Origin of the sequence: uncultured Clostridium sp. (assembly GCF_963515715.1) — a bacterium.
Lineage (GTDB): Bacteria > Bacillota > Clostridia > Clostridiales > Clostridiaceae > Clostridium_AW.
The window spans coordinates 1-19,359 of record NZ_CAUPZS010000013.1 but is presented as its reverse complement, the minus strand read 5'-3'; the positions used below and the strand labels follow the sequence as shown (position 1 = coordinate 19,359).

Annotated in this window: 20 protein-coding genes and 1 riboswitch; of the genes, 12 read left to right on the top strand and 8 right to left on the bottom strand. The window is 32.8% G+C overall.

Translation table 11 applies throughout. The annotated features are described in order from the left end of the window. The first annotated feature begins 7 nt into the window (after positions 1-7). Both RYO54_RS10460 and RYO54_RS10455 read left to right on the top strand, forming a co-directional pair. Complete coding sequence (locus RYO54_RS10460) at positions 8-1,303, top strand: acetyl-CoA hydrolase/transferase C-terminal domain-containing protein (RefSeq protein ID WP_315118369.1); 1,296 nt, start codon at positions 8-10, stop codon at positions 1,301-1,303. A 281-nt stretch (positions 1,304-1,584) separates the two neighbouring features. Beyond that, positions 1,585-2,631 carry a metalloregulator ArsR/SmtB family transcription factor gene (locus RYO54_RS10455; protein ID WP_315118368.1) on the top strand — a complete coding sequence of 349 codons (1,047 nt, stop codon included), beginning with the start codon at positions 1,585-1,587 and terminating at the stop codon, positions 2,629-2,631. A 130-nt stretch (positions 2,632-2,761) separates the two neighbouring features. Here the strand turns inward: RYO54_RS10455 and RYO54_RS10450 are convergent, their stop codons facing one another. Then, positions 2,762-3,352 (bottom strand): TetR/AcrR family transcriptional regulator, encoded by a 591-nt coding sequence (locus RYO54_RS10450; protein WP_315118367.1) that lies wholly within the window; start codon positions 3,350-3,352, stop codon positions 2,762-2,764. A 298-nt stretch (positions 3,353-3,650) separates the two neighbouring features. Here RYO54_RS10450 and RYO54_RS10445 point away from each other — a divergent pair, with 298 nt between their 5' ends. Then, the gene (locus RYO54_RS10445) at positions 3,651-5,054 is read left to right on the top strand and encodes an FAD-dependent oxidoreductase (protein ID WP_315118365.1); all 1,404 of its coding nucleotides are present in this window, start codon (positions 3,651-3,653) and stop codon (positions 5,052-5,054) included. 70 nt (positions 5,055-5,124) lie between these two features. Here RYO54_RS10445 and RYO54_RS10440 read toward each other — a convergent pair whose 3' ends face one another. The 7 genes from RYO54_RS10440 to RYO54_RS10410 form a co-directional block, all read right to left on the bottom strand. Beyond that, positions 5,125-5,355 carry a DUF1292 domain-containing protein gene (locus RYO54_RS10440; protein ID WP_315118364.1) on the bottom strand — a complete coding sequence of 77 codons (231 nt, stop codon included), beginning with the start codon at positions 5,353-5,355 and terminating at the stop codon, positions 5,125-5,127. An 87-nt stretch (positions 5,356-5,442) separates the two neighbouring features. Beyond that, positions 5,443-6,153, bottom strand: coding sequence for a twin-arginine translocase subunit TatC (gene tatC / locus RYO54_RS10435; protein WP_315118362.1), 711 nt, complete (start codon positions 6,151-6,153; stop codon positions 5,443-5,445). Positions 6,154-6,167: 14 nt separating this feature from the next. Next, positions 6,168-6,350, bottom strand: a complete 183-nt coding sequence (locus RYO54_RS10430) for a twin-arginine translocase TatA/TatE family subunit (protein ID WP_315118360.1) — start codon at positions 6,348-6,350, stop codon at positions 6,168-6,170. Positions 6,351-6,380: 30 nt separating this feature from the next. Continuing rightward, positions 6,381-7,115 (bottom strand): formate dehydrogenase accessory sulfurtransferase FdhD, encoded by a 735-nt coding sequence (fdhD, locus tag RYO54_RS10425; RefSeq protein ID WP_315118358.1) that lies wholly within the window; start codon positions 7,113-7,115, stop codon positions 6,381-6,383. A 19-nt stretch (positions 7,116-7,134) separates the two neighbouring features. Then, complete coding sequence (locus RYO54_RS10420) at positions 7,135-7,692, bottom strand: hypothetical protein (protein WP_315118356.1); 558 nt, start codon at positions 7,690-7,692, stop codon at positions 7,135-7,137. A gap of 80 nt (positions 7,693-7,772) precedes the next feature. Continuing rightward, complete coding sequence (locus RYO54_RS10415) at positions 7,773-9,875, bottom strand: aldehyde ferredoxin oxidoreductase (RefSeq protein ID WP_315118354.1); 2,103 nt, start codon at positions 9,873-9,875, stop codon at positions 7,773-7,775. A 26-nt stretch (positions 9,876-9,901) separates the two neighbouring features. Continuing rightward, entirely contained in the window at positions 9,902-10,573 is a 672-nt protein-coding gene (locus RYO54_RS10410) for a ferredoxin-like protein (protein WP_315118353.1), read from the bottom strand. A gap of 445 nt (positions 10,574-11,018) precedes the next feature. Further along, positions 11,019-11,138, top strand: a riboswitch (molybdenum cofactor riboswitch). Positions 11,139-11,259: 121 nt separating this feature from the next. Here RYO54_RS10410 and RYO54_RS10405 point away from each other — a divergent pair. From RYO54_RS10405 to RYO54_RS10365, 9 genes are read left to right on the top strand one after another with little or no spacing between them, the layout of a single operon-like run. Further along, the gene (locus RYO54_RS10405; RefSeq protein ID WP_315118352.1) at positions 11,260-12,126 is read left to right on the top strand and encodes a substrate-binding domain-containing protein; all 867 of its coding nucleotides are present in this window, start codon (positions 11,260-11,262) and stop codon (positions 12,124-12,126) included. Between the two features lie 10 nt (positions 12,127-12,136). After that, positions 12,137-12,808, top strand: a complete 672-nt coding sequence (locus RYO54_RS10400) for an ABC transporter permease (RefSeq protein ID WP_315118350.1) — start codon at positions 12,137-12,139, stop codon at positions 12,806-12,808. Next, on the top strand, positions 12,808-13,500 hold the full coding sequence (locus RYO54_RS10395) for an ATP-binding cassette domain-containing protein (RefSeq protein ID WP_315118348.1): 693 nt from the start codon (positions 12,808-12,810) through the stop codon (positions 13,498-13,500). Before RYO54_RS10400 ends, RYO54_RS10395 begins: the two co-directional genes overlap by 1 nt. Positions 13,501-13,513: 13 nt before the next feature. Next, entirely contained in the window at positions 13,514-14,002 is a 489-nt protein-coding gene (locus RYO54_RS10390) for a MogA/MoaB family molybdenum cofactor biosynthesis protein (protein WP_315118345.1), read from the top strand. Positions 14,003-14,014: 12 nt separating this feature from the next. Then, positions 14,015-15,241, top strand: coding sequence for a gephyrin-like molybdotransferase Glp (glp, locus tag RYO54_RS10385; protein WP_315118343.1), 1,227 nt, complete (start codon positions 14,015-14,017; stop codon positions 15,239-15,241). Positions 15,242-15,251: 10 nt separating this feature from the next. Further along, positions 15,252-17,156 (top strand): molybdopterin biosynthesis protein, encoded by a 1,905-nt coding sequence (locus tag RYO54_RS10380; RefSeq protein WP_315118341.1) that lies wholly within the window; start codon positions 15,252-15,254, stop codon positions 17,154-17,156. Positions 17,157-17,167: 11 nt separating this feature from the next. Beyond that, positions 17,168-18,127, top strand: coding sequence for a GTP 3',8-cyclase MoaA (gene moaA, locus RYO54_RS10375; RefSeq protein ID WP_315118340.1), 960 nt, complete (start codon positions 17,168-17,170; stop codon positions 18,125-18,127). 1 nt (position 18,128) lies between these two features. Beyond that, positions 18,129-18,605, top strand: a complete 477-nt coding sequence (moaC, locus tag RYO54_RS10370) for a cyclic pyranopterin monophosphate synthase MoaC (protein ID WP_315118339.1) — start codon at positions 18,129-18,131, stop codon at positions 18,603-18,605. A gap of 2 nt (positions 18,606-18,607) precedes the next feature. Continuing rightward, positions 18,608-19,039, top strand: coding sequence for an MOSC domain-containing protein (locus RYO54_RS10365; protein WP_315118337.1), 432 nt, complete (start codon positions 18,608-18,610; stop codon positions 19,037-19,039). Positions 19,040-19,359 lie beyond the last annotated feature (320 nt).

Below are 19,359 nucleotides of genomic sequence, written 5' to 3'. Positions count from 1 at the left end.
GTGCATTATGAATTATAAAGAGGAATATTCAAAAAAACATATTACTATGGAAGAAGCTTTAAGCAAGGTAAATTCAAGAGATGAGGTTGTGGTATCCTTAGCAGGAGCGGAACCAGTAGGATTTTTATCTAATCTTCATAAAATCAAGGATAGGGTAGAAGAGGTTTCAGTGGTAACTTGTCTTAATATGAATAACTATGAATTTACTTCAGACCCATCCATGAAAGGACATTTTATAAATGAGACCTGGTTTTATAGTCCATTAACAAGAATGGCTCATAATAATGGTACGACTAGCTTCATCCCAAATCACCTTCATGCAGCTGCTAAAGATAGGTTATGCTATAAAAAAGCAAATATTTTTGTAGGTAGTGCAACACCAATAGACAAACATGGATATTTCTCTTTATCCTTGTCCGTTACCTATGAAAGGGATTATGTAGAGAGGGCGGATTTAGTAATATTAGAAATCAATGAAAATCTTCCAAAGGTTTATGGAGATACGCTTGTTCATATAAGCGAAGTAGATTTTTTATATGAGTATAATGGAAAAGTACCAGAACTTCCATTTATTCCGCCTACCCATAAAGATATTATTATCGGTAATCTTATTGGGGAACTTGTAGAAGATGGTTCAACAATACAACTTGGCATAGGTGGTATTCCAAACGCAGTTGCTAAAGCACTTGAGGATAAAAAGGACTTAGGAGTTCATACAGAGATGATAACAGAAGGGATGTATGATCTTTATAAAAAAGGAGTAATTACAAACAGAAGAAAAACTATTAATAAAAATAAAATGGTAGGAATTTTTGCTTTAGGAAGTAGAAAACTTTATGATTTTATAGATGAAAATGTGGGGGTGGAGTTGAGAAGAGGTAGGTATGTAAATGATCCATATGTAATAGGGCAAAACTATAAAATGGTATCAATAAACACTGCCCTTCAAGTGGACTTAACAGGTCAATGTTGTTCAGAAGCACTAGGTAATAGACAATATAGCGGAACTGGTGGACAAAGTGACACTGGTATTGGGGCCCAAAATTCTGAAGGAGGAAAATCCATAATAGCTTTATATTCCACAGCTAAAAAGGATACTATTTCAACTATAGTTCATTTCTTAAATCCAGGATCACCAGTATCCTTCTCAAGAAATGATGTGGATTATGTAGTTACTGAATATGGGGTAGCTAGACTAAAGGGAAGAAGTATAAGGGATAGAGTTAAAGGACTTATAGCTATAGCTCATCCTAATTTTAGAGAGGATTTAAAAAGGCAAGCAGAAAAATATGCTATATGGTAGAGTTATGGAGCAAAAGCTTTTAACGTTAAACAGATTGATAGAAAAGCTATATATTTAATAGAATGAATTAAAAAACTTCCAGCATTCTTTCTAAAGGAAAGTGAATATGCTAGAAGTTTTTTATTTACTTTAATGACATAGGAATATATTTTAAGAACCTTTCAAAATATATAAGAAAATAATTTCGTTCGATATATATTGAATATTAAATTCGAATATGGTAGAATAAATTTGAGGTGAAAATTACCCATATTATTATAATTTTTGAAAGGATGGATTTTATGAAGCTCCTTAATCTTAGTTCAAGTACAAAAACAACTTATGAAGTTCATATGAAATACTCCCTTTTATGGGAATGTGCATTGGGCATAGCAGCATCCACTTACGATGAGCTGCATCACACCCTAGAAAAATCAGGTGAGTACTGGAGAGATACAATAGAAAAATTGCCTACTGAAGCAGAAAAAGAATTAATGTATAGTAAAAAGCACAATACATGGAAGACATTGCTTCAACTGCTCTACCTAGAGGATTTTACAGATTTAAATAGCTTTTTAAAATATATAAGAAATTTAGAAGAGGGGGATTTAAGATTGTATTCACTTCCATTCCTAGGTCCTAAAAATGAAGACAATAGAAAAAATGCTTCTCTTGGAAATAAAGAAGCTATGGAAGAATTAATTAAAAGTTGTTCAAACAATAAATTTTTTCCGAGTTATATAGAATTTATATGCAATGTACCTATTGATACCCTTAAAAATCATCTTGAAACTTTAATGAAGGCATGGTATGAAATTGTAATTAAACCAGATGAAAAATATATTTTATCAATACTTAAGAGAGATTTTCAAAGTAAAAACTTAATGAAGGAAAACTTAAGTTCTGAAAAATTTGTTGAATGGGCTACAGGTGGAAGAGAATATTTACCGGAGCCAACAATAACAAATGTTTTGCTAATACCTCAATATGTTTACAGACCATGGACTGTTGAAGCGGATAATAAGGATACAAAAATATTTTATTATCCTGTAAGTGATGAAAGTATAGAGAGTGGTAAGGATACTTATGCTCCAGATTTTAATTTAATCCAAGGATATAAGGCTTTGGGAGATGAAATGAGGCTTAGAATAATAAAACTTCTTTATGAAGAAGACAGAACACTTCAGGAACTAACAGAAAAATTAAGCCTCGCAAAGTCTACCGTTCATCACCATCTCAGCATGTTAAGATCAGTACGACTTGTAAAAACCGTGGAATCTAAGTACCAATTAAATAAAGAATTTTTGTTTTTAATGGAGTCTGAACTCAAAGGTTATTTAGAGAGATAAGTTATAAATTGATGACGGGAACAATGATTTCTTTTTAGAATTGCTAAAAGAAATGATTTTTGATTGGTTTAAGAGGGGCATTAAGCCCCTAAAAACATTATAAGCAGGATTAATTATTAGCTATAATCTACTATCTATTATCTACTACCTTAACTAAACGTCTTACATAATTATCAACAAATTCAACAAGATCATATTCACCGTTATGTAGACACCAGTCATAAACTACCCCTCTTACAGCAATAAATAAGTAATCTACTATTTCTATAGAAGTCATATCTGTGGATATTTCCCCAATTTTTTGCCCATCTTCGATAATGCTTTGTAATACAGTCTGCATGTGTCTTCCTTTAGTTATAAATAACCTATTATGAACGTTATATAGCTGCTTTATAAAATCAAGTCCTCTATTTACATTATAATCTGCATAGTAACGGAAAAATGCAACTATCCTATCATGAGTACTGCCTTCCTTCAAATCATTAGCCACCACATTTAAAAAGTAATCGTCTGCCACTCTATATACTTCATCAAGAATATCATTCTTTGATTTAAAACAATTATAAAAAGATCCCACTGATACACCAGCTGTTTTGCATATTTCATCTACAGTAATATTTTCAAAACCTTTTTTCTCTATTAATTCTACAGCAGTGCGATATACTTTGTCTTGAGTATTCTGCGCCTGAATTTGCCTTTTAGTCAATTTAGTTTTGTTCATGAAATATCTCCTACTTTTCTTAATTTTATAATAAAGTATAACAAATAATCTATTTTAAGTAAAATACATAAAATAATAGGATTTACCAATAAAAAATCTGTGTTACAAAAATAGAAAATATTGTATTGACAGACTATTAACAATTAAAGTATAATGAACTCGTTCAGTGAATTAATTCATAGCTGTTAATGGCGCCAAATAAGTAAAAAATATAAAAATATAATGGGTAAAATGTGAATAATATATAGTAAGACATGTAATTGTTAGTAAAAATAGAAATTTCAAAGGGGAGAAAATAGTGAAAAAATTAACATTAACTAAAAAAATGATTTCTACTTTTATGTGTTTGACATTAGCAATATCTACAGTTGGTTGTAAATCAAAACCTACAGGGACAGAAGCATTATCATTTAAAGCAGGTACCTATACAGCTTCTAAGGCTGGGCACAATGCTGATATAAAAGTTGAGGTAACTGTTGATGATACTTCAATTAAAGATATAAAGATTCTTGAACATAAGGAGAGTCCAGGTATATCTGATCCTGCAATTGAGAGAATTCCTAAAGCGATAGTTGATGGACAAACTTTAGCAGTTGACGCCATATCAGGTGCGACAATTACAAGCAAGGCAATACTTGCAGCAGTTACAGAGGCCATTAAGTCAGCAGATGGAGACATCGATGCACTTAATGTTAAAAAGGCTGAAAATTCAAAAGCTAAAGGTGAAACTAAGGAATATGCTACTGATGTTGTAGTTATCGGTGGGGGCGGTGCAGGTCTTGCAGCAGCCGTATCTGCACATCAAAATGGGGCGAAAGCCATCGTATTAGAGAAGATGTCAAGACTTGGAGGAAATACTATACTATCTGGTGGTGCATATAATGCAGTTGACCCTAAAAGACAGAAAGTACAGGGAATAGAAGACTCCGTTGATAAGCATTATACGCAAACATTTGAAGGTGGAGACAAGCTTGGTAAACCTGAACTTATTAAAGTTCTTGTAGAAAATGCATATCCTTCTATTGAATGGCTTGAAAAGCTAGGAATGAAATTTGATGATAAGGTTTTTACAGTTTTGGGTGGTATGTGGCCAAGAGCTCATAAACCTTCTACGGCTTTAGGAACAGGATTTTCAGAGACATATCTTAAATATATTAATGAACATGAAGGTGCTCGTAGAGACGTTATGACTAAAGGATTAATGGAGCAAAAGGATGCCTATATGTGGGTAATTGTTGATAAACACTCCTATCCAACAGGAGATACAAAGAATAATTTCAATGAATCTATAGATGAGCTTGTTGAAAAAGGAAGAGCTTATAAAGCTGATACTTTAGAAGACTTAGCAAAGCAAATTGGTGTAGATCCTGCTAACTTTGTTAAAGCAGTAGATGAATTTAATAAAGCAGTAGAAAAAGGTGGAAAAGATAAATTCGGTAGAACACTATTTGCTGATAAAATCGATACCGCTCCATTCTATGCAGGTGCACGTGTACCTACAGTTCACCATACAATGGGAGGAATTGAAATCAATGAAAGTGCACAGGTTTTAGATGCAAAAGGTAATATAATACCAGGACTATATGCAGCTGGTGAAGTTACAGGTGGTATCCACGGTAGCAACCGTCTAGGCGGAAATGCATTAGCGGATATAACAGTATTCGGTAAAATAGCTGGTGAAAGTGCTGCAATGAAAAAATAATAAAATAATAAATGGAAGTGTATCAAAATTCATCTTTATACACTTCCATTTGTTTTTCTCGAATTTTTTCTTATATAAGCTTTGAAGCAGACTTTACTTGAGATAATTCCTGCTCATTTTCTACTAATTCTAAACATTCATTTCCATCTTGCATGCTAAATTTATAAACTTCTAAATTAGCAGCATTATCTTCAGGAGACATTACCACATATTCTTTTTTATCTACTGAAAGAAATTCTTTTACATTATACTTTACTGAATTACCATTTTCATCCTTAAAAGAATAGGATTTAGCACTCATATATAACACTCCTTTAAATTAAAAATTCTAAAGTTATGTTATGTAATTATGAAGTATTTTATTAGTTTAATTAATAAGTAGATTAAACTATTCTTTGCGTTTTCTACCTGCAATTGCAGATAACCATATGCTTATTTCAAATAATATTACCATTGGAATAGCTAGAAGCAATTGAGATATTACATCAGGCGGAGTTATAATAGCAGCTACTATGAATATGACTAAAATTACAATTTTTCTATTTTTTGTTAATAATTTTGAATTTATTAAGCCAAATCTAGTTAACAATATAGATAGTATAGGCATTTCAAATACAATACCAAAGGCTAAAAGTAGAGAGCATATAAAATCTACATAACTTCTAAAGGAAATAGTAGGTGTTATGCCATCTAAATTAAAGCCTGTAAAAAATCTCATGGTTATTGGTATAACCATGAAATAGGCGAATACTACCCCTGCTGCAAAGAATAATATCCCTCCAAATAAGGACACAGTTATATATCTTCGTTCTCTTTTAGTTAAACCTGGTTTAAGAAAAAGCCAAATTTGCCTCAATAAAATTGGGGATGATAATACAATACCCATGATTACAGATATTTTAACACAGGTAAGAAAAAGTTCAGAAGGAGTTAAATATACAAAATCTAAGTAATCAGTATACTTAACTAACTCCTTAACCAATCCCTCAACAAAGTAATAACTTACACCGCTGGTTATTACTACAGCAAATATCATTATAAAAATTCTTTTTCTTAGTTCTCCTAAATGATCTATTAATGTTAGCTTATCGTTGTCCACTATTACTTCATCCTCTACTTGTTATCAGAATCAATGTCTACCTTTACGTCCTCAGATATTTTATTAGCATGATTTTTAAATTCATTAATAGCTTTACCTAAAGATTTACCTACCTCAGGCAACTTTGATGGCCCAAAAATAATAAGGGCAATAGCTAGTATTAAAACTAATTCACCCATTCCGATTCTACCAAACATAATTTTACCTCCTCTTATTTAAATAATAAATTAAATTATCCTTTTACTGTGGGTATATACTATAGGTTCCTTTGAAACAATACGACCCACCACTGTTATTCCTAATTTTTCAGCTATTTCTAAGGCTAAACTACTAGGGATACTTCTTGATACTACTATTGGTATATCAGCTCCAATAGCCTTTAGTATCATATCAGAAGATATTCTTCCTGTAGTCATAAGAATAGCATTATTTAAATTTAACCCCAAAAAAACACCTTTACCGATTACTTTATCAATTGCATTATGCCTGCCTACATCTTCTCTTAAAACCAAAAGTTTATCATCATAAACTAGAGAAGCGCAATGCATTCCGCCGGTTTCTTTATATTTAGTTGCATTAGAGAACATCTCTATGGAGAGTTCTTTTAATTCATTAAGAGAAATTTTTAAATCAGAGGAATTTTTCTCTCTATTTAAAAATTCTTCTTTAAATACTGAACCGCTTCCGCAACCACTTGCAAGAACACCTGCTAGACTATAATCATCTTCACTATAATTATCTGATGTAGTTACATAAATCTCTCTCATTTCATCACAGGCAGAAAGTACGTAAACATCATCTATAGCCTTAACTAGACCTCTATTGTATAAATGTCCCATTGCAAGTTCATTTAAATTTTCAGGGGTGCACATAAAGGTAACTAGTTTTTTACCGTTCAAGACTAAATCTACAGCAGACTCCTCACATACATTTAATTTTTTTGTTTTTAAAATTTCTGTCATTGAATATTTCCTCCATATATTATGGATTCTGAAACTGAAGGACTTCAATCCACTCTGTTAAAGATTGAGCTGAGTCTTTGTGAAGAAATCTATCTGAATATAGATAAATTGCTCCATTGGATGCTTGTGTTTTCTTTATATCAGTATAATTTGAATCATTAAAAATTCTCTTTAACGCATTTGAAAAATCTTCTTTATTAAAATTAAAGGGTCTATTTAAAAACAGTTGAGAATCTGTCGGCCTAGGATAGGTTTTAGACTCATCACGAACGGTTTCTACAATAGTTCTTACCATATCCTTATCTTCAATTCTCATAGCCAGTATTGCATAGTTATCTGTCATTTTCTCTGATGAATATATATAAGTATTAGCAGAACCTTTTATAAATTTAATTTGAGGATATTCTTCTGCATTTTTTAATTCCTCTATTGTATTATCTGCTTTTTCTTCAGTAAAAGAAAAGGGCTCTTCTAATAAGTCTTCTTTCTTTATGAGAATACCTTGTGAAGAGTAAGTATTTATATGTTTAACAATTTCTAATAGTTCCTCTTTTTCAATGTTATTATCCTTATTCAAATTAACTACACCCCTTTCTAAAAGTATAGTGGAGGGAGATTTAAATAACCTCCACTATATGATAAGTTACTTAAATTATATTAAGGTAACAATTTAAGCTTTTCAAGTTCTGCTGCAACATCAGCTAGTCCTAGTTTAACTAATGTATCCTTTGTAGGAGCACCAGTTTTTTCATCCCAACCCATTTCTTTATAGAACATAGTTAGGGCATCTTGCATATCTTTTCTATCCATTTTTATAGTACCAGGTGTAAATGGAGCTTTGTCCTTATCCATATCAAATATCCAGTTACACATTAAATCGTGCTTGTTACGCATATCTATAGTATTCATGTTCTTAACAGTTAAAGCTCTGAATAAAGTAAATATTCTTTCTCCAGCTAAGTCAAGTTCTTCTTCAGACAACTTATGACCAGTTGCTAAACTATAGTATTTTGCTTCTAAGCTAGTGTCTCCTTTATAGTTTCTTTCCTTTAATGGAGAGAATGTCATTGGCCACACATAGTTACATACTGTTAAGCAATTATGAAGTATTGAACGTACTATACTCCATTTAGTAAATTTAGCTTTATAAGGATTCATCTTTGTGTAATGAGCTGGATTATCTAATGCGTCCTCAGAACCGAATAATTCTTTAGCTCTTGCCTTTTGAATTTCAAGCGGCAATCCACTTCCAGTATAGTTAATTAGAGTATGTACCATAGCATCTCTGTTAAACATACAGGATGTTAGAGCTCCAACTTGAGCATTATTCTCACTGCTGTGATGTTTTGGGAATCCTAATGGAGACCAAAGTCCAACTTCTTTAGCGTGAGTATATTCGTCTCCTAAATTCCATCTCTTAGCCATCCAGTAACTTCCATCACCAATATGGCTGAATTCACCTTCTTTATAAGCAATTCTTCTATAGAATTCCTTTAAGAATTCAGGATCCTTAGCTTCTAATTTATCCCAAGGCATGCTATCGTATTCTTCTTTAGGAAGAACTTTCTTCAATATGCCTTTTTCATAAACATATTTAAAGTCTCTACCTATTTGTCCATAGTTACACCATACGCCGTAATCGTCAGCTAAAACAGATCCTAAGCCCATTGCAATCATTGCACCTTCGCCTTTTTCTCCCTCTTCAGAGAAACCTTTTATCATAATTCCACCAGGGGAGAAATAACCCATACAAGTGTTAGCAACATATGGAGTTACGCCATATTTCTTTTCTAACTGTGGAATTTTAAGCTGTGAATGACATCTAATTGGACAAGATTGACATCCACCCATTCTAACAGTATATTTTTCAGCTACAGCACCGAGGTCGAATACACCTTTGTGGCTTCTGAATCCTATGCTGTTCATATCCTTAGGATTACATTCTCCAGTATCAACTTTTGATTCTGATCCTCCCCAAGTTAGTCCTTTGCTTGCATTCCATCTACTTCCTTTGTTATTAAATTCAGCCCATGGCTGAGGAGTGCTTGGAACTACATGGTTATTGTTAGCACCTATAACAGACATGTTAAGTTTGTCAAGCTCTAACCATTCTTTTTTATCACCAGCTATATGAACAGCGCCCGTTCCTTTTATAGCTATGGCCTTCAGTTTTTTAGAACCCATAATTCCGCCTTGGCCACCAGCAGAGTGGGAACGTCCATTCATGATTACTGACATAGGAACCATATTTTCTCCTGCTTGTCCAATAAGAGCTAGTGATGCTTCCTTACCAACTCTTGCAGAAAGCTGAGCGTTACTGTTGAAGATTCCTTGCCCCCATATAAATGATGCATCTTTAATTGAAACTTTATCATCCTCAATTAATAAATATACAGGGCTTTTTGATTTACCTTCAATAATAACAGCATCCCATCCAGCATATTTCATTACAGCTGCGAAGTTTCCACCCATATGGCCTTCTGCTACTGCATAATATGGGTTTGTTGGTAGTAAAGAAGTTATATTTGTTCTTGATGTACATGGTATACCTGTTCCAGTTAATGGTCCAGCACCAAATATAACTTTATTAGCTTCGTCAAAAGGTTTTGTGCCAACAGGAACTTCATCAAACATTACCTTATAACCAATTCCTGCACCACCAACAAAATCTTTATATTTTAAAGTATCTTCAGTACTAATTTTTCCAGTTGATAAATTTACTCTTAATATTTTACCGGCCCAACCCGTTACTTTTGCCATAATATCACCTTCCTAACCTTGTCGTTTTAACCAAAATTATAACCATTTTGTTTCAATGTAGCTTGAACCTTTTCCCAAGGTACTAATTTTATAGCGCCAGTAGGACAGTTTTTAGCACAGCTTGGATCACCATTACATAAGAAACATTTTGTAGATTTTTTGTTTTCAGGATCTACAGTTGGTATATGCCAAGGACATGCTTCGGTACAAGCACCACATCCAACACAGACTTTTGTGTCGATAACTCTAGCCTTTGTTTTTGGATCTGGTTTGATAGCTTTTACTGGGCAGGCTTCTGCGCAGTATGGCTTTCCACATTGTTGACAGGTTTCAGGTGTCATTAAAAGATTACCGAATTCACCATTATCGTCCCAATAAGCAATTTTAGGACCATGTGGACCGTAGTTATAGTTTCTGCTTACCTTAATTCTACCTATATAAGGATGAGCTTTGCCATCGTTGTTCATAGTACACATAAGTTCACAACGTTGACAGCCTGTACAACGACTTCTATCTGCGATAACTAGTCCAGCAGCCACAGGCCAACCGCTAACTTCATCAGGTTTTCCAGAACAGCCAAATAAACTTAAAATTGAATAAGATACGGCAACTCCAGCTAAGGATTTACCACTTAATTTTAAGAATTCTCTTCTGGTAGTCATTTTCTCTAAAAAGCTATTTTTTTCTTGTTCTGACATTAAGATACCCTCCCTTGTATCAGTAATGAGATGAATAGAAAATAAATAGAAAATAACTGATTGTATTATATTGTAAGTAAAAAAATATTAGTAAGTAGAAAGTAATTGTAAGTAAGTAAAAGAATAAATGAGAATAAATAATTATGCTCATTTCTATATATTGAATAGATTGTTTTATTATTATCAATATATAGAAATATATTAACATAAAGTTTATATATATTCAAAGGTTTATTAATAACTTACAATATAATTAATAATTTTCAAAATAAATTTCAATCATTTGTAATTACAAGGTTTACATTGGCAAATATGGATGATATAATATTAACAAAATAAATAGAAAATATCTCTTTTAATTAATGAATATTACAATAATAAGGAATGATTGTTTATTATTGTTAAAAATGTTTGTTAAAAACAATACATTAATTGGTAAGAGTTAGACTAATTAGTTCTCCGAGCTGTTTTTCCTAAAGAGAAATCTATGGATCTGCAGCCGTTAGGGTATATTATTGGAAACGATTGTGCCTCCCAGTTGGAAAGGAGAAAGCTATATTAGCCTTCTCCTTTCGTGCAAATACAAGCCAAAAGTAAGAAAGTAAGTAGAGAGTAAGTAAGTAAGTAAAAAGTAAGTAAGTAAAAATAAAAATTGTTATTGTATTTACGAAAGGAGTTTCACAGAGATGAAAAAAAGACTATTAGTTTTTTCTGTAGCTGCCGCTTTGTTTTTATCAGCATGTGGAGCAGGAAATAACTCAAAACCTGCAGACAATGGCAGTGCAGGAAAAGAAACAAAAGAGAGAGTTATGACTCTAGCAACTACCACAAGTACAGAAGATTCAGGGTTACTAAAATCTATCTTACCTGAATTTAAAAAAGATACAGGAATAGATGTAAAAGTTGTGTCTCAAGGAACTGGACAAGCTATTGAAACAGGGAAAAGAGGAGATGCAGATTGTCTATTAGTACATGCTAAAGCTAAAGAAGAACAATTTGTAAAAGAAGGTTTTGGCGTGGAAAGAATTGAAGTTATGTATAATGACTTTGTAATGGTTGGGCCAAAAGAAGACCCTGCAAAAATAAAAGAAAAAGCACCAACAGATCCTGCTAAAGCATTAAAAACCATAGAAGAAAATAAAGCAAACTTTATTTCAAGAGGAGACGAATCAGGAACTCATGTAAAAGAAAAAGACCTATGGAAAGCAAGTGAAATAGAACCAAAAGGAGATTGGTATATTTCAGCTGGAAAAGGTATGGGTGCGGTGCTTCAAATGGCTGACGAAAAAAAGGCATATACTTTAACTGACAGAGCTACATATCTTTCAATGAAAGACAAGCTTCAACTTCAAATCGTTACTGAGAAGAATGATAAGCTATACAACCAATATGGTGTAATAGCAGTAAATACTGAGAAACATGCTCACGTTAAAAAAGATGAAGCAAATGAATTTATCAAATGGATAACTTCGGAAAAGGGACAGAATCTTATAGGTGAGTTTGGAAAAGACCAGTATAGAGAATCATTATTTATACCTAATGCAAAAAAATAGGTGAGATATTATGACGGAAATTATAAATAGTTTATATAATAATTTTGGGGAAATATCACAAGTTGTTTTCTTATCTTTATTTATAAGTACATTTTCAACAGGGATAGCTTCGATTTTAGCATGTATCCTTGGTATTCCTGTTGCCTTAAATAATTTTAAAATGAAGAAGGCTATTATGAGAGTTACAAATACTCTTATGAGCCTTCCTCCTGTTTTAATGGGACTTTTAGTATATATGACCCTTTCTAGAAGAGGGCCACTTGGAAAGCTTGAGATTTTATTTACTCCAACGGCCATGATTATATCTCAGAGTTTATTGGTTTTCCCAATCGTATTTGGGCTTATTGTATCATCTGTTTCTAAGAGCGCAGAGGAGATAAAAAAGACTTGCACCTCTTTAGGAGCTGGAAAATACGATACATTTACTACAGTAATAAAAGAGAGCAAGGGGCATATTTTTACTGCTATAACTACTGGATTTGGAAGAGCCATATCAGAAGTTGGGGCAGTAATGATGGTTGGAGGAAATATAAGAGGATATACAAGGGTTATGACTACATATATAGCTCTTGAAACAAATAAAGGCAACTATAATGAAGCTGTTTTTATAGGATTACTACTTCTTTTTATTTCCTTTCTTGTGAATTCTATTCTTCATAGATTTCAAGGGAGGGAGTATTAATGGATATATACATAAAAGATCTCTATAAAAATTATGGAGATAGAAAAGTTTTAGAGATTGATAATATAGAATTTAAAAAAGGGTCTATTTATGCAATCATAGGCTTAAATGGCAGCGGCAAAACAACTTTATTAGAGTGCGTAGGTGGGCTTACTAAGCCAACAGATGGAGAAATAACCTATGATAATTTACAGATTGAAAAGGTTAAAAATAATATATCTATCATGTGTCAAAAACCATATCTTTTTAACGATTCTGTTATTAATAATATAAAGTTTGGATTGAAATTTAGAAGATTTTCAGAGGAAATTGTAAAAAATAGAATAGATAAGTATTTACCTTATTTTGAGATTGAACATTTATTAAATAAGAATGCAAAAAGGCTATCAGGAGGGGAAGGGGCAAAAGTAGCTATGCTTAGAACAGCGGTTCTTGAGACAGGGCTAACTCTTTTTGATGAACCTACTGCTAGTATGGATATAGAAAGTACTCTTAAAGCAGAGAAGCTTTTAAAAGACATTTCAAATGAAGATAAAACTATTATAATAATTACTCATGATTTGCAACAGGCTAAAAGAGTTGCAGATTTTGTTATATTTATGGATAAGGGATGTATTATTGAAATGGGTAAAAAAGAAAAGGTATTGAGTAATCCAGAAAATAAATTAGTTAAGCTAATATTAAATATATAGTGAAGGTGATAATATGATAAAAACTGGGATTTTAACTATTAGCGATAAGGGATCAAAGGGAGAAAGAGAAGATTTAACAGGTCCTGCTATTGAGCATAAGCTAAAAGAGGATGGTTATAGCATAGAGTACTATAAAGTTATACCCGATGATTTAGAAAAGATTAAAGAAGAACTTATACATATGTGCGATAATTTAAAATTAAATCTAATCTTTACTAATGGAGGTACAGGCTTTTCAAAAAGAGATGTAACCCCAGAGGCCACAATGGCAATAATAGAAAGATATGTACCAGGAATCGGTGAAGCAATGAGGATGGAATCTTTAAAGATAACTCCCAAAGCTATGCTTTCAAGAGCTATATCAGGCATAAGAGGAGAAACTTTAATTGTGAATCTTCCTGGCAGCCCAAAGGCTTCCATAGAGAATTTAGAAGTAATAATGCCTGTATTGCCACATGGAATTGATATTCTTACAGGTGTGGATGGAGAATGTGCAAGATAAGGAGAAAATTTTATGGATTTATTTAATGTAGTATCAATTGACCAGACTAAAAAAATTATTGAAGAAAATATAAATTTAGAAACTCACTATGAAACAGTTGAATTAGAGGAAGCTTTAGGAAGGATACTTTATGAAGATATAGTAGCAAATATAGATGTACCTGGATTCAATAGATCTACAGTAGATGGATATGCAGTTTATTCCAAGGATTTATTCGGTGCAAGTGAATCTATGCCTTCCATGTTAACTCTAAAAGGTGAGGTTCACATGGGAAAGGAGCCTGAAGGGGGACTAGAATTCCCAGGAGATTGCTACTATGTTCCTACAGGAGGGATGCTTCCTAAAGGAGCAGATAGTATGGTTATGATAGAGTATACAGATAAACTAGATCATGACACAATACTTGCTAATACTTCTGTAGCACAAGGACAGAATGTAGTAAAAAAAGGTGAAGACATATTAAAAGGTGAGATTATTATTAAGGCAGGAGCTAAATTGAGACCCTATGAAATAGGGGTACTTTCAAGCCTTGGATATATGAAAGTTTCAGTATATAGAAAGCCTAAAATTGCCATAATATCCACTGGAGATGAAATTGTACACCCTCACGAGGAGCCAAAGCTAGGAGAGGTTAGAGATATAAACACATATCTTCTTTACGCTTCAGTGAAGGCAGATGGAGGGGAGTCGATAAGTTATGGAGTTATAAAAGATAACTATGAACTACTTAAAAGCACCATGGAAAAAGCATTAAGAGAATGTGATGCAATCCTTATTTCAGGAGGAAGCTCTGTCGGTAAAAAGGATCAAACTTATAAGATTATAGAGTCTTTAGAAAAATCTAAGATGCTTGTACATGGTATTGCAGTAAAGCCTGGTAAACCAACTATAATTGGAAAAGTAGAGAATAAAATAATATTTGGGCTTCCAGGACATCCACTATCCTGTGCTGTTATATACAACACAGTGGTAAAACACTATATTCATAGAGCTTTAGGTTATAAAGAAGTTTTATTCCCAACCCTCTGCAAGTTTGCTATTAATTATCATAAAGCAAAGGGAAGAGAGGAATATTTACCAGTAACATTAGAGTGGAGAGAAGGAGAAATTATAGCTAGCCCTGTCTTTGGAAAATCAGGTTTAATCACTGGATTTTCTAAAGCTTGGGGGTATATAAAGATAGATAAAAATGAAGAAGGGCTTAAAGAAGGACAAGCAGTCTATGCTTTTAAATTCTAGGAGGTAGGACATGGCACAGAATATTTATTTATCTAACATGGAATTGAAGGACGCCGTAGATCTTTTTATGGATAAATTGGGAGAATTAAAATTACAAAAGGAGATTATAAAAACCTGGGATAGCTGTGATAGAGTAACGGCTAAACCTATTTTTTCAAAAGTGTCATCTCCTCATTATAATTCTTCTGCTATGGATGGAATAGCAACCTCTAGCGAAAAGACTTTCGGTGCCTCAGATAGAGAGCAAATAGAGCTAGAAGAGGGCAAGGATTATATTGTTGTTGATACGGGAGACCCAATCCCTAGTGACTATGATTGCGTAATAATGGTAGAGGATTTAATAAAAGCAGGAGAAAATAAGGTTAAAATATATAGCAGTGCGGTACCGTGGCAAAATATAAGGCCAATTGGAGAGGATATTATTGAAAATCAATTGATTATATCTTCAAATCATAAAATAAGACCTGTGGATATAGGAGCTATGCTTGCTGGTGGAGTAAATGAAGTTGAAGTTTATAAGATACCTAAAGTTGGAGTAATACCTACAGGTACGGAATTAGTGGAGCCAGGTACTTCTCTTAAAGTAGGAGATATAATTGATTTTAATTCAAGAGTTTTTTCTTCCCAAGTGAATCAATGGGGAGGAGAAGCTAAAAGATATGGAATTGTAATAGATGATTACAATTTAATAAAAGAAAAATTAAAAAATGCAGTAGATGAATGCGATATAGTGCTTATAAATGCTGGTTCTTCAGCGGGACGTGAGGACTTTACATCTAATGTTATTGAAGAATTAGGAGAAGTAGTTGTCCATGGAGTAGCGATCAAACCAGGGAAACCAGTAATATTAGGTATTATAGATGGAAAGCCAGTAGTAGGAATTCCAGGATATCCAGTTTCAGCATATTTTATTATGGAATTAATAGTGAAAAAACTCATGGGCCTTTATCAAGGATTAGAGTCAAATGAATTGAAATCTATAAAGGCTATATTATCAAGAAGAGTCATGTCTTCTTTAAAATATTTAGAATTTATAAGGGTTAAGTTAGGATATGTCGGCAAAAAGCTTATAGCTACTCCTTTAAGTAGAGGGGCAGGAGCTACTATGTCCTTAGTTAAGGCAGATGGAATATTAGAAGTTTCACAAAATGTAGAAGGACTTGAAGCGGGAAGCGAAGTAGAAATAAAGCTTTTAAAATCTGAAGAAGAGATTAAAAATACTTTAGTATGTATAGGAAGCCATGATCCTGTTATAGATATACTTTCTGATTTAATACATATGGGAAATAAAAAATACTTTTTATCCTCCGCTCATGTAGGAAGCATGGGAGGGGTAATGTCATTAAAAAATGAAGAAACACATATAGCTCCAATACATTTATTAGATATGGATACAGGAAAATATAATGCATCTTATATTGAAAAGTATCTTAAAGATAAAAACATAGCTCTAATAAAAGGAGTTAAAAGAATACAGGGCTTCATGGTAAAAAAGGGCAACCCATTAGATATAAAAGATTTTAAAGATTTAGCAGATAAGAAAGTTAAATTTATAAATAGACAAAGGGGATCAGGAACAAGACTACTTTTAGATTATAATCTAAAAAAAGTAGGTGTAAACCCAAGGGAGATTGTAGGATATGATAGAGAAGAGTTTACCCACCTATCCGTTGCATCAGCTGTGGCTTCAGGAAATGCAGATGTAGGCCTTGGAGTTTATTCAGCAGCAGTTATGATGGATTTAGACTTTATACCAATATGTAACGAGGATTATGACATAGCTATACCTAAAGAATATTTAGAAATGGATATAATAAAAGAATTATTAAAAGTTGTAAAAAGTGAAGAATTTAAAGGTGAATTGGATAAACTGGGAGGATATGATTATAGTGACATCGGTACTATTATAGGATAGGGGCTGATTAAATGTTAGACGCTTATGGAAGAAACATAGATTATCTTAGGGTATCTTTAACAGATAGATGTAACTTAAGATGCATCTATTGTATGCCAGAAGAAGGGATTTTTAAAAAAAGTCATGATGATATATTGCGATTTGAAGATATATTTAAAATTGTAAAGGCCAGCTCAAAGTTAGGAATAAAAAAGATTAGGTATACAGGAGGAGAACCTCTAATTTTAAAAGGTATAGATGAACTTATATATAAAACCTCCCAATTGCCCACAATTGAAGATATATCAATCACTACAAATGGACTACTTTTATATGATATGCTTTCAGATTTAAAAAAGGCAGGGCTAAAGAGGGTAAATATAAGTCTTGATACCCTAAACCCTTCAAAATATAAACTTATAACAAGAGGCGGAGATTTAAATAAGGTATTAGCTTCTATTGAAAAATGCATTTCACTTGGACTAAATCCAGTAAAAATTAATGCAGTTTTAATGAAGGGTATAAACGACGAAGAAATAGGTGATTTTATAAAACTTACAAAGTCTATGCCTGTAAGTATAAGATTTATTGAGTTAATGCCTATTGGAGAAGGAGAAAAGTTATATAAAAATTCATCATTAAGTACGGATACTATATTAAATAACTTTCCTGATCTTATTCCATTAACCAATGAAATAGATAGCACTGCAAAGCTTTATAAATTAGAAAACTCAAAGGGAACCATAGGATTAATTAATCCTTTAAGCTGCAAGTTTTGTAGTCAATGTAACAGGGTGAGGCTTACACCTATAGGGACTATAAAGCCTTGTCTCCACTCTGAAAATGAAGTGAGCATAAAAGAGTATTTAAATGATGAGAGTATGTTAATTGGGGCTCTAAAAAAGGCAATAATAAATAAGCCTTTAGAACATAATCTACAGGAAGAAAAGGTAAGCAGAAGTAAAAAAATGATGTATCAGATAGGAGGATAAAATGGAATTAACGCATATAAACGAAGAAGGCAGAGCTAAAATGGTTGATGTAAGTGAAAAGTCAGAAACCAAAAGGGAAGCTGTAGCAACTGGTAGCATATATATGAAAAAAGAAACCTTGGATAGAATAAAAGAGGGGACAATAAAAAAAGGTGATGTGCTATCAGTGGCTCAAGTTGGAGGAATAATGGGTGCTAAAAATACATCCAGTATAATTCCTATGTGTCATCCTATAATGATAACAGGCTGTGATATAAGCTTTAATTTAGATTTTGACAATAGCAAAGTGGATATTAAAGCCGTGGTTAAAAATGTTGGACAAACAGGTGTAGAGATGGAAGCTTTAACGGCAGTTAATGTGGCTGCTTTAACCATTTATGATATGTGTAAGGCGATTGATAAAGATATGATAATAGCAGATATAATGCTTTTGAAAAAGAGCGGCGGAAAATCAGGATTATATGAAAGGAAGATATGATTATGGGAAAGGTATTAGCTGTAAACATAAGTAAAGAAAAAGGTGTACCTAAAGAATCTATTGAAAAAGGATATTTTGAAGTAGACCATGGTCTTGTTGGAGATGCTCATGCAGGTAAATGGCATAGACAAGTAAGTCTTTTAGGTCAAGAGAGTATAGATAAGGTTATGGCTGTTGGAGTTGAAGGATTTTGCACCGGAAAATTTGCAGAAAATCTAACTACAGAAGGAATAGAGTTATACAAGCTTCCAATAGGAACTAGGATGAAGATCGGTGAAGCGGAAATGGAAGTTACTCAAATCGGTAAAGAGTGTCACCATGGCTGTGCTATAAGAGATTTGGTAGGGGATTGTGTAATGCCACGAGAGGGCATTTTCACAAAGGTAATTGCTCCTGGATGGATAAAACCTGGAGATGAAATAACGATAATTTAGTTTTAAAAGGTTACCCTTAAGTTGGGTATCCTTTTTTATTTAAATTAACTATTGATATGAAAGGATCTTTATTATAGCATTATTAGGAAGGATTTTATAAAAATAAATATATAATAATTTTATAAGCTTAATCAAGTGATTCTTAGCTTCAGCTGGAGTTTGCTTAAAAGGAATACTTACTCCAACTGAAGCTTATTAAGAGAGTTCTTAGAAGCTTTGCTTCTTAGAAATCCTTATCCTTTAGGGGAAGAACTTATCCAGGGACGTAGCATCCGTTATGCACAGCATAAGAACTCTAAATCGCTGAAGCTCAAGAGTTC